This is a genomic window from Salinibacillus aidingensis, from assembly GCF_039522525.1.
In the GTDB taxonomy this organism is placed as follows: Bacteria; Bacillota; Bacilli; order Bacillales; family Alkalibacillaceae; genus Salinibacillus; species Salinibacillus aidingensis.
On sequence record NZ_BAAADO010000006.1, the window covers coordinates 151,678 to 168,727 of the forward strand.

At 40.8% G+C, this 17,050-nt stretch carries 19 protein-coding genes and 2 riboswitches; of the genes, 13 read left to right on the forward strand and 6 right to left on the reverse strand.

The genetic code is table 11. The annotated features are described in order from the left end of the window. Nucleotides 1-9 precede the first annotated feature (9 nt). From ABD006_RS14455 to ABD006_RS14470, 4 genes are read right to left on the reverse strand one after another with little or no spacing between them, the layout of a single operon-like run. Nucleotides 10-351: a fluoride efflux transporter FluC gene (locus ABD006_RS14455; protein ID WP_343842536.1), complete on the reverse strand. Its 342-nt coding sequence runs from the start codon at nucleotides 349-351 to the stop codon at nucleotides 10-12. Beyond that, nucleotides 348-725, reverse strand: a complete 378-nt coding sequence (gene crcB / locus ABD006_RS14460; protein WP_343842538.1) for a fluoride efflux transporter CrcB — start codon at nucleotides 723-725, stop codon at nucleotides 348-350. Before crcB ends, ABD006_RS14455 begins: the two co-directional genes overlap by 4 nt. 16 nt (nucleotides 726-741) lie before the next feature. Beyond that, the gene (locus ABD006_RS14465; protein WP_343842540.1) at nucleotides 742-1,566 is read right to left on the reverse strand and encodes a metal ABC transporter permease; all 825 of its coding nucleotides are present in this window, start codon (nucleotides 1,564-1,566) and stop codon (nucleotides 742-744) included. A 14-nt stretch (nucleotides 1,567-1,580) separates the two neighbouring features. Then, the gene (locus ABD006_RS14470) at nucleotides 1,581-2,342 is read right to left on the reverse strand and encodes a metal ABC transporter ATP-binding protein (protein ID WP_343842543.1); all 762 of its coding nucleotides are present in this window, start codon (nucleotides 2,340-2,342) and stop codon (nucleotides 1,581-1,583) included. 406 nt (nucleotides 2,343-2,748) lie between these two features. On the opposite strand from ABD006_RS14470, the gene ABD006_RS14475 reads away from it, so the two are divergent. Beyond that, nucleotides 2,749-3,705 (forward strand): DMT family transporter, encoded by a 957-nt coding sequence (locus tag ABD006_RS14475; RefSeq protein WP_343842545.1) that lies wholly within the window; start codon nucleotides 2,749-2,751, stop codon nucleotides 3,703-3,705. A gap of 337 nt (nucleotides 3,706-4,042) precedes the next feature. Here the strand turns inward: ABD006_RS14475 and ABD006_RS14480 are convergent, their stop codons facing one another. Further along, on the reverse strand, nucleotides 4,043-4,312 hold the full coding sequence (locus ABD006_RS14480; RefSeq protein WP_343842743.1) for a spore coat protein: 270 nt from the start codon (nucleotides 4,310-4,312) through the stop codon (nucleotides 4,043-4,045). A 141-nt stretch (nucleotides 4,313-4,453) separates the two neighbouring features. Continuing rightward, nucleotides 4,454-4,723 carry a hypothetical protein gene (locus tag ABD006_RS14485; protein WP_343842547.1) on the reverse strand — a complete coding sequence of 90 codons (270 nt, stop codon included), beginning with the start codon at nucleotides 4,721-4,723 and terminating at the stop codon, nucleotides 4,454-4,456. A 183-nt stretch (nucleotides 4,724-4,906) separates the two neighbouring features. Between ABD006_RS14485 and ABD006_RS14490 the strand changes: the two genes are divergently transcribed. From ABD006_RS14490 to sufC, 12 genes are all read left to right on the forward strand, one after another. Continuing rightward, nucleotides 4,907-7,306, forward strand: coding sequence for a 3-hydroxyacyl-CoA dehydrogenase/enoyl-CoA hydratase family protein (locus tag ABD006_RS14490; RefSeq protein ID WP_343842549.1), 2,400 nt, complete (start codon nucleotides 4,907-4,909; stop codon nucleotides 7,304-7,306). 39 nt (nucleotides 7,307-7,345) lie between these two features. Further along, a complete protein-coding gene (locus tag ABD006_RS14495; RefSeq protein ID WP_343842551.1) occupies nucleotides 7,346-8,521 on the forward strand; it encodes an acetyl-CoA C-acetyltransferase in 1,176 nt (391 codons plus the stop codon). Between the two features lie 15 nt (nucleotides 8,522-8,536). Next, the gene (locus tag ABD006_RS14500; RefSeq protein ID WP_343842553.1) at nucleotides 8,537-10,321 is read left to right on the forward strand and encodes an acyl-CoA dehydrogenase family protein; all 1,785 of its coding nucleotides are present in this window, start codon (nucleotides 8,537-8,539) and stop codon (nucleotides 10,319-10,321) included. 175 nt (nucleotides 10,322-10,496) lie between these two features. After that, the gene (locus ABD006_RS14505; protein ID WP_343842555.1) at nucleotides 10,497-10,856 is read left to right on the forward strand and encodes an arsenate reductase family protein; all 360 of its coding nucleotides are present in this window, start codon (nucleotides 10,497-10,499) and stop codon (nucleotides 10,854-10,856) included. A 26-nt stretch (nucleotides 10,857-10,882) separates the two neighbouring features. After that, on the forward strand, nucleotides 10,883-11,269 hold the full coding sequence (gcvH, locus tag ABD006_RS14510) for a glycine cleavage system protein GcvH (RefSeq protein WP_343842557.1): 387 nt from the start codon (nucleotides 10,883-10,885) through the stop codon (nucleotides 11,267-11,269). A gap of 189 nt (nucleotides 11,270-11,458) precedes the next feature. Further along, nucleotides 11,459-11,833 carry a toprim domain-containing protein gene (locus ABD006_RS14515; RefSeq protein ID WP_343842559.1) on the forward strand — a complete coding sequence of 125 codons (375 nt, stop codon included), beginning with the start codon at nucleotides 11,459-11,461 and terminating at the stop codon, nucleotides 11,831-11,833. After that, nucleotides 11,820-12,140 (forward strand): thioredoxin family protein, encoded by a 321-nt coding sequence (locus tag ABD006_RS14520; RefSeq protein WP_343842562.1) that lies wholly within the window; start codon nucleotides 11,820-11,822, stop codon nucleotides 12,138-12,140. Before ABD006_RS14515 ends, ABD006_RS14520 begins: the two co-directional genes overlap by 14 nt. A gap of 124 nt (nucleotides 12,141-12,264) precedes the next feature. Then, a riboswitch (SAM riboswitch) is annotated at nucleotides 12,265-12,390 on the forward strand. A 71-nt stretch (nucleotides 12,391-12,461) separates the two neighbouring features. Continuing rightward, nucleotides 12,462-12,578: riboswitch (SAM riboswitch) on the forward strand. 298 nt (nucleotides 12,579-12,876) lie between these two features. Beyond that, nucleotides 12,877-13,905: a methionine ABC transporter ATP-binding protein gene (locus ABD006_RS14525; RefSeq protein ID WP_343842565.1), complete on the forward strand. Its 1,029-nt coding sequence runs from the start codon at nucleotides 12,877-12,879 to the stop codon at nucleotides 13,903-13,905. After that, on the forward strand, nucleotides 13,898-14,563 hold the full coding sequence (locus tag ABD006_RS14530; RefSeq protein ID WP_343842566.1) for a methionine ABC transporter permease: 666 nt from the start codon (nucleotides 13,898-13,900) through the stop codon (nucleotides 14,561-14,563). The genes ABD006_RS14525 and ABD006_RS14530 overlap by 8 nt, the downstream gene beginning before the upstream one ends. Nucleotides 14,564-14,578: 15 nt before the next feature. Further along, the gene (locus ABD006_RS14535; protein WP_343842567.1) at nucleotides 14,579-15,466 is read left to right on the forward strand and encodes a MetQ/NlpA family ABC transporter substrate-binding protein; all 888 of its coding nucleotides are present in this window, start codon (nucleotides 14,579-14,581) and stop codon (nucleotides 15,464-15,466) included. 216 nt (nucleotides 15,467-15,682) lie between these two features. Further along, the gene (locus tag ABD006_RS14540) at nucleotides 15,683-15,835 is read left to right on the forward strand and encodes a YuzK family famiily protein (protein WP_343842569.1); all 153 of its coding nucleotides are present in this window, start codon (nucleotides 15,683-15,685) and stop codon (nucleotides 15,833-15,835) included. A gap of 412 nt (nucleotides 15,836-16,247) precedes the next feature. Continuing rightward, the gene (sufC, locus tag ABD006_RS14545; RefSeq protein ID WP_343842570.1) at nucleotides 16,248-17,033 is read left to right on the forward strand and encodes a Fe-S cluster assembly ATPase SufC; all 786 of its coding nucleotides are present in this window, start codon (nucleotides 16,248-16,250) and stop codon (nucleotides 17,031-17,033) included. Nucleotides 17,034-17,050: the final 17 nt, after the last annotated feature.

Genomic DNA, 17,050 nt, shown 5'->3' on the forward strand with positions numbered 1-17,050 from the left:
CCCTCCTCTTCAGATTTGGAAGAAATAAAAAACACTCAACACTATGATAAGACTTAAACCAACTGACGTAGTTAAATATAGAAAAGCAGACGCCCATTCCCGCTGTTCAATAAGTTTGATGGTTTCTAAACTAAAGGTTGAAAAGGTGGTAAACGCCCCGCAAAAGCCAATACCAAGGATATGTACCCATTGTTGCTGAATATCGATTCCAAGAATAATCCCCAGCAGAAGCGAGCCGACCACATTGACCAGCCAGGTCCCCCATGGATAATCATATTTATTTAGCCAGTGACTTATCCATGCTCTGGAAAAGGCACCCAAACATCCTCCAAGAAAGACATAGCCAATCATGATGGTTCACTTCCTATACGTTTTACCATCCATGTATAACTCAAACCGCTAAGAAAGAGTCCCCCGATTATACTTCCGAAAATATACAAAACAAAGAGCAATGTGCTGCCACTCTGGAGCAGCTCGATGCTTTCAGTGGAGAAGGTAGAAAAGGTGGTGAAGGACCCAATCATACCTGTTCCTATAATCTTTTTTAAATGAGGGTGCATACGGGGTAATAACAGAACAAACGGCAAGAAGAGGCATCCGATGTAATTGGTCATTAATGTGGCCCAAGGAAAGGCTGAAGCATCCAGTATGACTGATAATGCATAACGCAAAGCAGCACCAATTCCTCCACCAATCGCAATCCCTAACCAAATTAGTTTTGACAAAAGTCTTACACCACTCTTATTTTCGTGATTTTAAAAATAGAACAATCCCTAAAATAAGGGCTAACGCTACTACGATAGTGCCACCAGGCGGTATTTCAAAATAATATCCGCTGATAAGACCTGTAATAACGGAAAGTTCACCAAACAGGATACTATAAAAAATCGCCTGTTTAAAGCTTTTCGCCATTCGAATGCTGGAGGCAACCGGCAGAGTCATTAATGCTGATACCAGCAATACCCCAACAATTCTTATGGAAGCCGAAATAGCAAGAGCGGTTAACAGGATAAATAAAAAGTGGATCCATTTGGCATGAATTCCGGAAACCCGGGCATATTCCTCGTCAAAGGATACAGCAAACAGCTCTTTGTAAAAAATGATGACGGCAGCGACGATAAATAAGGAAATCCCTAAAATAAAATATAAATCCTGCTGACTAACCGCTGCCACAGAGCCAAATAGATACGCATATAAATCTGTGTTAAATCCGTCTGCCAGAGAAATAAAAATAACACTGAGTCCGACCCCTACAGATAAAATAATTGGAATGGCAATTTCCTGAAACGATTGATAAACACTCCGCAGATATTCAATGATAATGGCGCCAATAATAGAAAAACCAATCCCTGTATAATAAGGGGATATCGCTAGGAATGCTATTTTCTTTTCTAAAAACAGACCAAAGGCGATACCGGACAGTGTCACATGGGAAAGCCCATCCGCGATCAGGGATAAACGCCGTACAACGATAAAGGTACCCAATAGAGGAGCAATCAGACCGATTAACAATCCTGTATAGAAGGTATTCCGTAAAAACTCAAATTCTAAAAAGCTTTCTATCATTTTTGTTCCTCCCGTTAATGGTTATGAGAAATGGAGTGCATGGAATGGCCGTAAAACTGTGACAGCTCATCATCTGATTTTTGATGAAACTCAGAAGGATTTCCATGATAATGAATCGTTTTATTTAAACATAATAAATCCGAAACATAGGATGTGATGGTTCCGATATCATGAGAGACTAATAAAAGGGTAATCCCTTCCTTTTCATTTAATCGGGCGAGCATTTTGTAAAAACGCTCCACATTTTCTGTATCCACTCCTACAGTTGGTTCATCCAGAATAAGCAATTCAGGCTGGCTGACCAGAGACCGGGCAATAAATACTCTCTGCTGCTGACCACCGGATAAATCCCCGATGTTCCGATCTGCATACTCCCTCATTCCCACGTTTTCAAGTGCACGGTAAATTTGTGCTTTATGTCCTTTATTTAAAAAACGAAAATAGCCGACTTTACCGGTCAGACCCATGGATACCACTTCATACACCGTAGCCGGGAAGCCACGATTAAATGTATTGGCCTTTTGGGATACAAAGCTGACTTTGTTCCAATTTTTGAACTTATGAATCGGTGTCCCGAATAACTCAATTGTTCCTTTCTGCAATCGTAAAAGCCCAAGAATGAGTTGAATAAGTGTCGTTTTTCCTGAACCATTTGGCCCGACCAGACCCGCAAAGGATCCTTGCTGAATCGTAAAGTTAACACCTTCAAGCACATTCTGCTGTTCGTACTTATAGTCTAGTTGTTGTACTGATAGAACAGGAGCAGAAGCATCCATTCCCAATCCTCCCTTTTAATCTGGTGATACCGACTACTGATAAATGATATGTTTTAAATCAGCTGAATCCTGATCATAACTCTATCGTAATCATTGTCGTCACAAATCATTCATTATAAAACGTATTTAATTTTACCGAACTATTTTTAATTTGTAAATCATAATGGTTACGATTTATTATTGGGAAAAGCGGAGGCGACTGTTTAGGCCCGACGGCATAAGCAGAATCTCCGGAGTGGCCGCTTTTTGGCCATGTAGGGTATTCTGCTTATGAGGGCTAGGGCCTGGGAGCCGTAGCTGGACAGAAGAGGCTTCCGCTTTTGTTCATAAACATATTACTTGCCTGAAGCCTTTCTATGTCCTACGATAACTATATTTGAAAAGAATAGATTTAGGAGATGACAACATGAAAGGCATACTTCAAAATAAATGGTCGGTTATTGCTATAGCTGTGTTTTGTTCCATCCTGTGGGGCAGTGCATTTCCGGTACTGAAGATAAGCTATGTGGAAATGCAAATGGCGGCAGATGATATCATTGCAAAAATTGTGTTTGCGGGGATGCGCTTCTTATTAGCCGGACTTATTGTGTTATTATTTTTAGTTTTTATGAATCCATCCAGCATTCTCGTTTCCCGTAAACACTTCATGATTTTACTGATTTTAGGGATTGTACAAACAGCCCTTCAATATTTTTTCTTTTATAATGGATTAGCCAAAGTTTCAGGAATGCAGGGGGCTATTTTGAGCTCAAGCGGGACCTTCTTTACCGTACTTCTGGCACACTTTTATTATAAAAATGACCGGTTAAGCTGGAAGAAGGTTGTAGGATTGCTTGCCGGCTTTTCGGGTATTGTGATTGCCAACTGGGGCCAGGAGTTTCAGCTCAGCTTTCAATGGGATGGAGAAGGATTTATGATCCTGTCAGGTGTTACGAGTGCAATTGCGACAATCATGGCCAAAGAGCTCGCGACAGGTATCCATCCCATTGCTGTCACTGGCTGGCAGTTGTCCTTAGGCTCTATACTTATGCTGCTCGTTGGTGTTCCACAATTAGCGGAGGGTGCAATTGTATTTACAACTTTTGGATGGGGTTTACTAATTTATTCTGCCTTCCTTTCAGCTATAGCCTTTACCCTTTGGTATTCACTGCTGAAATACAACAATGCAGGAATTATCAGTATGTATAAATTCATCGTTCCAGTTGCCGGTACGCTACTTTCTTCCATATTTATACCGGAAGAACAGTTGAATATTTTCATATTATTGGCTATCGCAATGGTTGCACTGGGAATAATTATCGTGAACTTTAAAGGAAGAGAAAAAGCCCACCTGCAGCAGAACGAGGCTGTGGGAGTTAAGTGAGATTAGGGCTGCATGAAGAAATTCTTAAAATTAATAAGATGATTGATAAGCCTATCCAGCTATGTGTTAGGTAGGCTTTGTTTGTGAAATTTAGGGATTCACGCTTGATTGGCTGTGGATGACGGGTGAATCCGCCGAGAGAAGGAGAGTCACGGTAGATTCAGATGAAAAGGAGAATGAATCCGCCGAGAGAAGGTGTGTCCCGGCAGATTCAGGTATAAATTCAATAAGAAAGAGCCGTGATAGGAGCAATCACGGCTTATATCTTTTTTATACCAGCCCTTCCCCGCTCGCCTACGCTTTTCTGTGTCCAGCTCCAGGGCCCTTCCGCTTTTCTTCACTGCAAATAGGGCAATTGGTTTTTGTAACCGGCGTATTGCTGATAGCTTTGTTGCATTTTCTGCTGGTCGGCAACTTCCAGGCTATACCAGCCATTTTTAAACATAAGATCGAACAGGTTGCGCTGGCAGTCCTGAGTTTCTTTAAAAATTAAGGAAACGTCCTGATATAACCTCTGATTACTGACCTCGTTCATAGCTGTGGTATAGGATGCGGTCATGTATTTTTCTGTAGCAAGCATATCATTTACAAAATCACGTTCGTTCATTTGAGGGGTTTTTGGTACTTGGGTTTCCTGATTGGAAATGGTTTGACTCTGTTGTAGATTTTGTATCTGTATGTTCCGCTGCGCCTGCTGTTTTAATTGATCTTCGTTTGTCATATCATTCACCCTTTCTATCATTCACTTTTAATGATTTACCTGAGGACTGGGATTCTGATTTAAATACTGCAGGATTTTCTCATAATGGCGCTGATGCATTTCACCAGCGGATTCCAGTGCTGTTTTCACTTCCTGATTCTGACACTGCTGAGCAAAGAAATGTGCTTTTTTACTTGCAAGCAGATTCCATGAAAGCATATCTGATAAGTAGGACTGATCTTTGGTACTGATCATATTTGGCGGTGCTGGCATAGGATTGGTTTGCTGATATTGATTATTTTGCTGTTCCTGAGTCATTTTCAATAGCCTCCTTTTAATAATGTCACTATTTTTTAGCATGTCACATATTTTTGAGAAAAAACCGTTGCGAAAAGTCTGAATATATTTTATAGTTAAATTAAGACTTGGATAGGAAACTATCTAATTTTTTTCGCACAAAAATGAATGAGTATTCATTCGAAAGGGATAGGGGGAAATAGCATGGAGCGATCAATCAAGCGCGCAGCTGTTTTAGGCTCAGGAGTGATGGGGTCCGGAATTGCTGCACACTTGTCGAATTTAGGGATTCCTGTACTAATGCTTGATATTGTACCTCGAGAACTGACTGACGACGAAAAGAAAAAGGGATTAACCCTTGAGGATCCAAAAGTTAGAAATCGTATGAGTAACCAGAGTAAACAGCAGCTGAAAAAGCAGAAGCCATCGCCGATTACCAGCAAGAAGAGTCTTGATCTTATTGAAACCGGAAACATGGAAGATGACATGGAAAAGCTTCGGGAAGTGGACTGGATTATTGAGGTTGTTGTTGAAAATCTTGATATTAAGAAGAAGGTATTTGAGCAGGTAGAACAATATCGGAAAGAAGGAACGATTGTCAGCTCAAACACGTCAGGAATATCCATTGAAGGGATGGCTGAAGGTCGATCCGATGACTTTAAAAAGCACTTCCTGGGTACACACTTTTTCAATCCGCCACGCTACTTAAAGCTTTTAGAAGTTATTCCAAATAAGGAAACTGACCCGGATGTATTATCCTTTATGAAAAAGTTTGGAGAAGATGTCCTTGGTAAAGGTGTAGTAGAAGCGAAGGACACACCAAACTTTATTGCCAATCGAATCGGTACGTACGGGTTATTGGTTACCGTTCGGGAAATGCAAAAAGGCGGATTCAGTGTCGGTGAGGTTGACTCTGTTACAGGCCCATTAATTGGACGTCCAAAAAGTGCTACCTTCCGTACATTGGATGTTGTAGGTCTGGATACCTTTGCCCACGTAGCCAAAAACGTTTATGACCAGGTTGAAGGAGAAGAAAAGCAGGTATTTGCAGTGCCTGACTTTATGAATCAAATGCTTGAAAAAGGCTGGCTGGGTGCAAAGTCAGGCCAGGGATTCTTCCTTAAGAAAAAAGGAAAAGATGGAAGCGTTATTTATGAGCTGAATCCGGAAACGTTAGAGTACGAAGACCGTAAAAAACTTAAAACCTCTGCTACAGAGGCAGCTAAACAGGAAAAAGGACCTAAACGTAAATTGAAAGCGCTTGTTTCGGCAAAGGGAGATCGTGCCGGAGACTTAGTCTGGTCTATCTCTAAGCCAGCACTCATCTATTCAGCAGAACTTCTGGGTGAAATTGCCGATGATATCACTGCCATTGATGATGCGATGAAATGGGGCTTCGGCTGGGAGCTCGGTCCATTTGAAATGTGGGATAGCATTGGTGTAAGGAAATCTGTTGAACGTATGAAGGAAGAGGGAGAATCTGTTCCACAATGGGTAGAAGACATGCTGAACAAAGGCTATGAGTCTTTCTACAAAACCGAAAATGGAAAAGTCTATTATTACGACCAGGGTGAATACAAAGAAAAACAAGTAAATAAAAAGGAAATAAATCTAAAATTACACAAAGATCAGGCAGGTGTCATTAAGAAAAATAGTGGTGCCAGTTTAATAGATCTTGGTGATGACGTAGCCTTGCTGGAATTCCATTCACAGAGCAATGCCATTGGTTTAGATACGATTCAGATGATCAACAAAGCCCTTGAAGAAGTTAACCAAAATTACCGAGGATTGGTTATTGGTAACCAGGGTAAGAACTTCTGTGTCGGTGCTAATTTAGGCATGATGTTAATGGAAGCACAGGACTATAACTTCATGGAATTAGGAATGATTATTAAGCAATTCCAGCAAGCCATGATGAATATCAAATACAATGAAAAGCCTGTTGTAGCCGCTCCTTTTGGAATGACACTTGGTGGAGGTACAGAGGTATGTCTGCCGGCTAGCTCCATTCAGGCATCTCCTGAATCCTACATGGGTCTTGTTGAAGTCGGTGTAGGTCTTATCCCAGGAGGAGGCGGTAACAAGGAGTATTATATCAAGGAATTAAAAGGACTTCCTGAGGGTGTGGACTTTGACCTGCAAAAAGTGGCCAATGATGTATTTGAAAAGATTGCCATGGCTAAGGTGTCAACGTCTGCCGAGGAAGCAGGAGAGAATGGGATTTTAAACAGTAAGGATGCTATCAGTAACAACCCGGATCATTTAATTTATGATGCAAAACAAAACGTTCTGTCACTGGATAAAGCCGGCTATCAAGCACCTAAGAGAGATAAAGTACCAGTAGTTGGGGAAGCAGGATATGCAGCCATGTTGCTTGGTGCCAAACAGCTGAACATCGGCGGATATGCGTCTGATTACGATTTTAAGATTGCTGAAAAACTGGCATTCGTCTTAGCAGGTGGCAAATTAAAACAAGGAACACTGGTAGATGAGGATTATTTGCTGGATTTAGAGCGGGAAGCGTTTCTTAGTTTAATAGGAGAGCCAAAGACTCAAGAGCGTATGCAGCACATGCTTTTAAAAGGAAAGCCGCTTCGCAATTAATTAGTTGAAAAAACTCCAATAAGCAGAGGGGGAAGAAATGTGAAGGAAGCTGTAATTGTTTCAGGTGCCCGTACACCTGTTGGAAGAGCAAAAAAGGGTTCACTTGCCAACACACGCCCTGACGATCTTGCGGCGCTTACTGTAAAGGAAACATTAAAGCGTGCAAATAACTATGAGGGCAATATAGATGATGTAGTCATTGGATGTGCAATGCCTGAAGCTGAGCAAGGGATGAACATGGCACGTAATATTGCGGGTCTTGCCGGTTTATCCATTGATACACCTGGAATAACGATTAATCGTTACTGTTCATCAGGACTTCAAAGTATTGCTTATGCAGCAGAACGGATTATGCTTGGTCACAGTGATACCGTTCTTGCGGGTGGTGCTGAATCAATGAGTCTTATCCCAATGGGAGGGCATGTCATTAAACCAAACCTTGAATTGGTAGAAAATGCACCCGGCTATTATATGTCAATGGGACACACAGCGGAGGAAGTGGCAAAGCGTTTTGATATCTCCCGTGAAGATCAGGATGCTTTCGCTGCAAGAAGTCATGAAAGAGCAGCAAAGGCTCTTCAGGAAGGTAAATTTGATGAAGAAACGGTTCCGGTTGATGTCACCGTTCGTGAACTGGGAGATGACAACAAAGTTCAGGAAAAAACATTCACGTTAAAACAGGATGAAGGCGTACGTCCGGGGACCACTCCGGAGGTCCTCGGGAAGCTGAGACCTGCCTTTTCCATTAATGGAAGTGTAACGGCTGGAAACTCATCACAAATGAGTGATGGTGCCGCAAGTGTACTGGTTATGGATCGTGAAAAGGCAAACACAGAAGGCCTGGAACCTCTGGCTAAGTTCCATTCCTTCGCCGTTGCAGGTGTGGAACCGGAAATCATGGGTGTCGGCCCGATAAAAGCAGTCCCTAAAGCACTGGACATCGCCGGACTAAGTCTATCAGATATAGGCCTGTTCGAATTAAATGAGGCCTTTGCTTCTCAATCTCTGCGTGTAATCAGAGAGCTTGGTTTGGATGAGGATAAAGTGAATGTTAATGGTGGAGCGATTGCTCTTGGTCACCCACTTGGATGCACCGGTACAAAGCTCACCTTATCTTTAATCCATGAAATGAAGCGCAGAAACGAGCAATTTGGTGTTGTTACGATGTGTATCGGCGGCGGTATGGGAGCTGCTGGTGTAATTGAACTTTTATAATGGGGAGGAAATAACATGAGTGAAACGAAGGATAAGTTAATTAAAGGTGGAGGCTTTTTAGTAGAGGATTTAGCTGGTGAGGATATTATTACTCCAGAGGATTTCTCTGAAGAACATCATATGATTGCTAAAACAACAGAGGATTTTGTTGAGGGTGAAGTTGTACCAAAAATTGATCAGCTTGAAAATCATGAATTTGATGTATCTGTCAAATTGCTAAAGCAGGCAGGTGAACTTGGTCTGCTGGGGGCTGATGTACCCGAGGAGTATGGAGGACTTGGACTGGATAAAATCAGTTCCTCACTCATTACGGAAAAAATGTCTCGTGCAGGTGGTTTCTCGATTTCCCACGGCGGACACGTAGGAATTGGTTCTCTTCCTATCGTATTCTTTGGTAATGATGAGCAAAAGAAAAAATATCTGCCTGACCTTGCAACTGGTGAAAAACTGGCCGCCTATGCGCTAACAGAGCCAGGCTCAGGTTCAGACGCCCTTGGAGCAAAAACAACAGCAAAATTAAATGAAGCCGGTACACACTATATCTTAAATGGGGAAAAGCAATGGATTACCAACTCTGCATTTGCTGATGTTTTTGTTGTCTATGCAAAAATTGATGGGGATAAGTTCACTGCATTTATTGTTGAAAGAGAATTCCCTGGTGTGTCTACTGGACCAGAGGAAAAAAAGATGGGGATCAAATCTTCCTCTACCCGTACACTCATTTTAGAGGATGCAGAAGTTCCAGTGGAAAATGTACTTGGTGAAATTGGACGCGGACATGTGATTGCCTTTAACATCCTGAACGTTGGTCGTTATAAGCTTGCCATAGGTGGTGTAGGTGGATCCAAGCGTGCCTTTGAAGTAGCGGTTAAATATGCGAATGAGCGTAAACAATTTAAGACACCTATTTCAGGGTTTTCACTAACTAAGGAAAAGTTCGGTACAATGGCTTCCGAAATTTATGCTAATGAAAGTGCAGTATATCGCACAGTGGGTCTGTTTGAACAGCGCTTAGGAAATCTTTCTCAGGAAGAATTAAATGATGGTGGGGAAGTTGCGAAAAGCATAGCTGAATATGCCATCGAATGTTCCATGACCAAGTATAGTGCAACAGAATTACTTGATTATGTGGTGGATGAAGCGGTACAGATTCATGGTGGTTATGGATTTATGCAGGAATATGAAGTTGAGCGTGCCTATCGTGATTCTCGTATAAACCGTATTTTTGAAGGTACGAATGAAATTAATCGTCTAATTGTTCCAGGCACATTATTAAAGAAAGCGATGAAAGGCGAACTTCCTCTATTACAAAAGGCAACCGCCCTTCAGGAAGAAATTATGATGATGATGCCGGAGCAAGTAGGCGATGAGACACTTGAACAGGAAAAATATCTATTAACGAATGCTAAGAAAATTGGCTTGCTTGCAGCAGGTGTTGCAGCTCAGAAGTATGGCGAGAAGTTGGAAAATGAACAGGAAATACTTGCCAATATTGCGAATATGGCTGCTGAAATCTATAATATGGAATCAGCCATTTTACGTACGGAAAAAGCGATCAATAATACAGGTGAAGAACAAAATAAGCAAAAGCTTCTATATACACAGGTCTTTACTCAGGAAGCATTTAACCGTATCGAAGCTCATGCAAAAGAAACATTAGTAGCCAGTGAAACAGGGGATCAGCTGCGCATGATGCTATCTGCCTTAAGAAAGCTTACCCGTCATGACCCTACGAATGTCATTGCAAAGAAACGTGAAATTGCAGAAACAGCCATTAATGAAGAGAAGTATACCGTATAAGCTTTGTTTGACTGATAAACGGACCCTTTACCCTAAAAGTAAAGGGTCTGTTTTTTGTTAGGTCTCTGGCAATGGACTTGGACCAACGGGCGCTCTCGCTTTTGATTCATGAAAGGTGATAATGGGAGCAGGAATATGTTAAAATATTGATAATTGAGCTGGAGGGGGTAAAACGATGTCCTTAAAAGTATATCAGTATCCGAAATGCGGGACTTGTAAAAAGGCCCTTAAGTGGCTGGACGAACATAAGATTGATTATGAATCCATACATATCGTCGACAATCCACCATCAAAAGAGGAGCTTGCATCTCTTGTCGAGAAAAGCGGTCTTCCTACTAAGAAATTCTTTAATACAAGTGGAAAAAAGTATCGTGAACTCGGTTTAAAAGATAAGATAAAAGAGGCAACGAATGAAGAAATGATTGATTGGCTGGCATCAGATGGAATGCTAATCAAAAGGCCAATTGTTACAGATGGTGACCAGGTTACGGTAGGTTTTAAAGAAGATTCATTTGAACAAGCATGGAATTCATAATATAGGAATAAATTGGAGGGAATAGAATGAGTTTACCAAAGGATCTATACTATTCAGAAGAACATGAATGGGTAAAAGTGGAAGGGAATAAACTTCGTATAGGAATCACGGAATTTGCTCAATCTGAATTAGGAGACGTCGTATTTGTGGAACTTCCGGAAGTGGGGGATGAAGTAGAGGCCGATGAACCATTCGGAAGTGTTGAATCTGTGAAGACCGTTTCCGAGCTGTATGCCCCGGTAGGAGGAAAAGTGGTTGAGATTAATGAGGATTTGGATGATAGTCCGGAATTTGTTAATGAATCTCCATACGAAAAAGCATGGATGATCGTTATTGAACCGGACGGAGAGCCAAAGTTAGACCAATTAATGTCAGCAGAAGCGTATGAAAAAATGGTCAACGAAGAAGAATAATATGTGGCTTAAAGAGACAGGCAGTGTGCACACGCTGCCTTTTTATTACGCATTAACCGTCCGTAATCCCGTACTTCAAATCTTAAGGGTAACCTAACAAGACAAAGTGGGGGATAAGCGGCCAGTAAATGCCTTATAATTTTCCTATCTATAAGATTAATAATTACATATAATGTTGTGGTGATTGTTATGATCGAGGTAGAGAAAGTCATCATTGTCGAAGGGCGTTCCGATTATAAAAAAGTGAAAGAAATAATCAACGAGCCTCTGCAGATTCTTTACACAAATGGTACGATAAGTATGGATCGGTTGGAAGCTCTTGTAGACGAACACTTCCTGAATGACAAGGAAGTTTATATTTTAGTGGATGCAGATGATCCTGGACATAAGCTCAGAAATCAACTTAGACAAGAGCTCCCCCATGCTATTCATTTATATGTAGATCGTTCTTTTCGGGAAGTAGAAACAACCCCGAATCATGAATTAGCCTCTGTCTTAGCATCCGCAAATCTTAAAGTACACACGGATTTTCTAAAGGGGTATGGTTATCATGCAGGAAATTAACGAAAAAGACTTGCCCATTATTCTGGAAAGTCAATATAAGCAATTTATTTTTCTATACACACCTTTTTGCGGGACGTGTAAAGTGGCGGGGAAAATGCTGGAGACGCTGGAGAATATAGAAAATCTCCCAGACTTTCATACGATGAATGCCTCGCTGTTCCCTGGTTTTATGCAGAACTATCAAATTGAAAGTGTTCCATGTCTGGCTATTATACAGGAAGGACAGATTTTAGATAAAACCTATGCATTCCATTCTGTCCCATTTATGTATGAGAAACTGCTTAAGTATACAGCTGACAAAGAATGACAGCATATGTCAGATTTCCCGGGAAATAAATACGTGAAAAAACAAAAGATATTCAGCGAAAACTGTTGACTGGTTCTAACAGACTATGCTAATATATCAATTATTCAATAAAAATATGAATCTCGTCTTATCAAGAGAGGTGGAGGGACTGGCCCTGTGAAGCCCGGCAACCTTCAAATCATTCTTTGTCTATGATTTGAAACGGTGCCAAATCCTTCAAAGTTAGAGCGCTGGCTTTGATAGATAAGAAGAGAGATAATCGGTTTGTGTTTATCCCTCTTCTTATGGAAGAGGGATTTTTAATTGAATAAGTGAATAGATCTCTTATCACGAGTGGCGGAGGGACTGGCCTGATGAAGCCCGGCAACCATCAGACAAAAATGTTTTGTTTGAGAAGGTGCCAATTCCTGCAAAGCGTATAGCTTTGACAGATAAGAGAACAGAAGATAATCCAGGCTTTTCTGTTCTCTTGTGAACGGAAAAGCTTTTTAATAATTGTTTAGGAAATTATAAAATAGGCAAATTGTGGATAAGAAAAACAAATGAGGCCACGTCCGGCTCCGGCGCCCAGCGACTAGCGAGACTTCCTTCACCTCCGTCCGATAAGTCAACATTGACTTACAAGGTTCGTCGTGTTTCCTTTATCTCCTACGGCTCAGTCCAGTCCGTACGTCGCTAAACGGGCGCTTCCGCCTTTGTTCTAATCAAAACGCAATCATGAAGAGGGTGAGTAAAAGTGATTTCCATTAAAAACCTTTCAAAAATATATAAAAGTAAAAACCGGGATGATGTAACGGCCGTTGATAACATAGACCTTTCGATAAATCAGGGAGAAATCTTTGGAGTTATCGGCTATAGTGGTGCCGGTAAAAGTACATTTATTCGTCTGCTTAACCGTTTGGAAGAGCCGACAGACGGCAAAATCATCATGAATGAAAAGGACATGACGAATTTAAGTAATAAAGAATTACGTAATGAAAGACAAAAAATTGGAATGATTTTTCAGCATTTCAATCTCCTGTGGTCCAGAACTGTATTTGACAATATCGCCTTTCCACTTGAAATTGCCGGGATACCAAAGGAACAACGGAAAAGCAAGGTTCAGGAGCTGATTGAGCTTGTTGGTCTTGCAGGCAGAGAAGATTACTACCCTTCACAGTTAAGTGGAGGGCAAAAGCAAAGAGTGGGAATTGCAAGAGCCCTTGCCAATGATCCGAAAGTTCTTTTGTGTGACGAAGCAACTTCTGCGCTGGATCCGCAAACAACCGATGATATTTTGGATCTGCTGGTGAGCATTAATCAAAAGCTTGGGCTTACCATTATTGTCATCACACACGAAATGCATGTCATTAAAAAGATTTGTCAGCAGGTTGCCGTTATGGATAATGGGAAAGTCATCGAGCAGGGTGAGGTTCTGGAGGTCTTTATGCATCCGAAAGAGAAAACGACTCGCCGTTTTGTACAGCAGGTGATGGGCGAACAGGTGGAGCAGAGCCCCATTCATTATTTCGTGAAGAATTATGAATCTGGCAAGGTTCTCCGGCTTCACTTTGTTGGTGAAACAGCAAATCAGGCTATAATCAGTAAACTTGTAAAAAGGTTTAATGTTGAAATCAATATTTTACAGGGGAACATTACGCAGACTAAAGATGGAGCCTATGGTACTTTGTATGTCCATATGGATGGTCCAGAAGAAGTAGTGAATGAAGCTATTAAATATATACAGCAAACCTCGGTAGAACTGGAGGTAGAAGAGAATGCTTAGAGAATTGTTTCCGAACGTTGTTATGGAAGATTTGAAAGTCGCGACAAATCAAACACTTTATATGACAGGGATATCAGTCCTTGGAACATTGATTCTCGGAATTTTACTTGGATTATTACTGTTTTTGACGGATCGCCAGGGCATACTTAACAGGAGTTTGAATTTTATTACAGCTACTATTGTGAATGTCTTTCGTGCGATACCGTTTATTATATTGATCCTCCTCTTATTCCCTTTTACAGATTGGCTGATGGGAACAATTAGAGGACCAAAGGCAGCTTTACCAGCTCTTATCATTGGGGCTGCACCATTTTATGCAAGGCTTGTGGAAATTGCACTGAAGGAGGTGGATAAGGGGGTAATTGAAGCAGCCAGAGCAATGGGAGCAAAAACGAGACACATCGTATTTAAGGTTCTTTTGCCAGAATCTATGCCCGCTTTAATTTCAGGCTTAACGGTAACAGCCATTAATTTAATTAGCTTTACAGCTATGGCAGGAGCAATCGGTGCCGGTGGTTTAGGAGACTTAGCTTATCGGAAAGGGTTTCAGGCCTGGGACTTTGATGTTGTGTTTGCATGTACTGTACTTATTGTAATTATTGTGTTTATTTTCCAATTTGCAGGGGATTTCTTATCTAAAAAAATTGATAAACGATAAAGGAGAGAGAAAAAAATGAAAAAATTGTTCACATTATTATTTGTTTCCTTGTTTGTTTTTGTTTTAGCAGCATGTGGTGGCCAAGATAGTACACAGGAAGACACAAATGGCGATGATAGCCAAACGGAAGGGAATACTACTGAGCAGGCGGAAGAAAGTGAAGAAGAAGCGACAACCATTACGGTAGGAGCTACAGCCATTCCTCATTCGGAAGTATTAGAAGAAGCGAAACCATTACTTGAAGAAAAAGGCATTAACCTGAATATCGAAACCTATGATGAATATATCCTTCCAAATCGTGATTTGTCTGAAGGACGTATTGATGCTAACTATTATCAGCACACCCCATTTTTAAATCAGCAAAAGGAAGAATTTGACTATGACTTTGCCAGCCTTGGCGGCATTCATATCGAACCAATGGGTGTTTATTCCAAGAATATTAACAGTGTTGAGGAAATTCCTGATGGTACTACTGTTATTTTAAGTAACTCTGTAGCTGATCATGGACGAATCCTTGCCCTTTTTGAGCGTGAAGGACTTATTTCCTTTAAAGATGGTGTTGATCCACAATCTGCTACGTTGGATGATATTACTGAGAATCCAAAAGACCTGAAATTTGATGCAAAATACGAAGCAGCTACTCTTCCGCAATATTACGAACGTGAAGAGGATGTACTTGTTGCCATTAATACAAACTATGCGATTGAAGCAGGGCTGCAGCCTAGTAAGGATGCATTAATCCTGGAGGGTTCTGAGTCCCCTTATGCGAACCTTGTTGTAACGAAGAGTGAAAATAAGGACAGTGAAGCTCTTCAAACATTGGTGGAAGTTCTTCGATCAGAAGAGATTCAATCTTTCATGGAAGAAAAATATAACGGGGCTATTGTTCCTGTCAGCGAATAAAAAGAACAGTAGAGTTATAGGAAGAATCACGTTCTATTTATAAAGAAAGGAGATGTAATTTTCGTATAAGAAGTTACATCTCCTTTTATATGTTCTAAGATTTGAATCTGCCCTTTGTTTTAACAGGAAATGAAGTGGTATACTTCTTACATATAATATTGAAAGGATGATTTAGTTATTTCTTCTGACAGTTTAGGATTACAGTATACTGGTGAAATGGAAAAAGCCATGCAGCAGTCCCATGGGATGGGATATATGGAGTATAGCCGTAAGCTTGATAAAAGAATGTTAGTTGAAAAGCGAAGGGAAATGAGCTATCAGAAAAGCAGGCAGGTTGTTGCTGAATATGATCGTCAATTATTCAGATAGACTTTAAAGGAAAAGGGCTGGGCCAGCGGAATTTGGTCTCAGTCCTTTTCTTTTTAAGTTTTACTTCATTAGATCCTCTCATAATTTTTTTAATTACAACGAAAAAGTGTTATAGTTAATTTAGATATAATTCTCAATTCTATAAGCTTACATATCAATGGTGGACAAGTTATCAAACTGAGAATTCCTGTACCATGGATCATGCAATGTCGCTGGTTCACTCCCTGGTTAAAAGTGGGATATTTCGCCTATTCTGCTAATGAGGTCCTGTATGGATTCGGTTGCCCATGTTTTCTTTATAGGAATACAGGTGCTCATTGTTGAATCCAGTTTCTATTTGTTATAAGATTGTAATGAGAATAGATTGAGAATAATAGTTATTTTATTAAATACAATAAATGGAGGTATCGTTATGGCAGGTTCAACATTAGAAATCAAAGATCTTCATGTCGAAATTGAAGGAACAGAGATTTTGAAAGGGGTTAACCTTACAATAAATAGCGGAGAATTCCATGCGGTAATGGGACCTAATGGTACAGGTAAATCCACTTTAGCTTCTGCTATTATGGGGCACCCGCATTATGAAATTACTCAAGGAAGTGTAACCCTTAATGGAGAAGACGTTCTTGAGATGGAAGTGGATGAGCGTGCAAAAGCAGGATTGTTCCTGGCGATGCAATATCCAAGTGAGGTCAGCGGAGTAACGACATCTGACTTTCTGCGTTCTTCCATTAATGCACAGCGTGAAGAAGGCGATGAAATTCCGCTTATGCAATTCATTAAAGAAATGGATGAAGCATTGGATTATCTTGAAATTGATAAAAACATGGCACAGCGTTACCTGAATGAAGGATTCTCAGGCGGTGAGAAGAAGCGTAATGAAATTTTACAGCTTCTTATGCTGAAACCGGAAATTGGTATCCTTGATGAAATTGATTCTGGTCTAGATATCGACGCCTTGAAGATTGTTGCCAAAGGAATTAATAAGCTGCGTGATGAAAACTTTGGCTGCTTGATCATCACTCACTATCAGCGTTTGCTTAACTATATTACACCAGATAAAGTTCATGTAATGATGAACGGTCGTGTTGTGAAATCCGGCGGTCCTGAACTTGCACAGCGTCTGGAAGCTGAAGGGTACGATTGGATTAAGAAAGAACTAGGAATTGAAGACGAATCGGTAGAACAAAAAGCGTAATCAGATAGGAGGGTTAT